The sequence below is a fragment of the Bradyrhizobium sp. th-b2 genome, assembly GCF_000426785.1.
Lineage (GTDB): Bacteria > Pseudomonadota > Alphaproteobacteria > Rhizobiales > Xanthobacteraceae > Bradyrhizobium > Bradyrhizobium septentrionale.
Window position 1 is genome coordinate 1 of the sequence record NZ_AUGA01000262.1, and the last position, 1,204, is coordinate 1,204.

Here is a 1,204-nt window from a genome sequence, read left to right on the forward strand (position 1 = left end):
TATCTGGCTTTTATCCACCTCTATACCCGGCTGCATCGCAGGCCCCCGGCCGAAACCGACATGCAGGAATATTTCCGCGTCAGCCCGCCTTCGGTTCACCAGATGGTGCTGACTCGGTTCACCAGATGGTGCTGACGCTGGAACGCGCCGGCCTCATCAGACGGCAGCCAAGGACGCCTCGCAGCATCGAGGTCCTCATTGATCCGAAACTCCTGCCGGAGCTAATCTGACCGCCGGACCCAACCTGTCAAACTCACTGTGCAGAGCCACTAGTGGGGCGATGTCAGCATCGCATCTTCAAAGATGACCTCGCCATCTACTATCGTCAACAGACTGGTCGTGGCGGGCAGCCGAGACGTCGGGACGGTCAAAACGTCTTGAGAAAGCACAGCCAGATCGGCAGCAAAGCCAGGTGCAAGCCGTCCTTTGTGCTGGTCCTGGACCTCCGCATAGGCGCCACCGGAAGTGTAGGCCGTCAATGCCTGTTCGCGCGTCAGTGCTTCGGAGGGATCGCTGGGAACCAGGACAGCCAACATCAAATTGAGAAAAGGATTCTGTTCGGCTACGCCGCCGTCAGAGCCGAACGCCAACGGAATGCCGGCGTTAACAAAACCCTTGAGCACGATCTCATGATCGAGCATTTTCTTTCCCGCGATCGGCGGAATTGCCAGGTGGGTTGGATTCTGGATCACGACCAGACCCAGTCGCGCCGCTTTTTCAAACACGTCACGCCCGATGCCGTCGCCATGTTCAATTCGAACCCGCTTGGCGCGCCAAATTGCGACGGGAGCAACCTGCTTGCTCGGCGGCGATCAGGGTGAGACGCCAGCGACAATCAAGGTGAGACTGCGCCGATGGGGACGGACCGAAGGGAGGGCAGCGGAGCCAGACTGCCAATGCTCTGCGCGCTCACATGGCCGAGTTGGGTATTATTGCGGGGACGGGCATGGCAAGCATCGCGAAACTTCTGGGATTGCTCCGGGAGGGGGAAGACGACAGGATCCCCGCCACCGCCCGCTTTGCCCTGATCCATTTCGCTGAACAGATTGAGCTACTTACAAACCGCATAGAGAAGCTCGATAGAGAGATTTTGGTTGCCGTCAGAAAGGATCCCGATGCGAGGCGTCTGATGAGCATTCCCGGTGTTGGTCCTCTCATCGCCGCTACCGTTCGGACATCGGTCTTGGATGCTCGTGGCTTTGCC

General features: G+C 58.8%; 1 protein-coding gene and 1 pseudogene. One reads left to right on the forward strand and one right to left on the reverse strand.

All coding sequences use genetic code 11. The features are described from left to right. Positions 1 to 269: 269 nt before the first annotated feature. Positions 270 to 779 (reverse strand): amidohydrolase family protein, encoded by a 510-nt coding sequence (locus tag K359_RS0148230; RefSeq protein ID WP_084518873.1) that lies wholly within the window; start codon positions 777 to 779, stop codon positions 270 to 272. A gap of 167 nt (positions 780 to 946) precedes the next feature. On the opposite strand from K359_RS0148230, the pseudogene K359_RS56740 reads away from it, so the two are divergent. Beyond that, positions 947 to 1,204 (forward strand): annotated as a pseudogene (locus K359_RS56740) (IS110 family transposase); the annotation flags it as partial.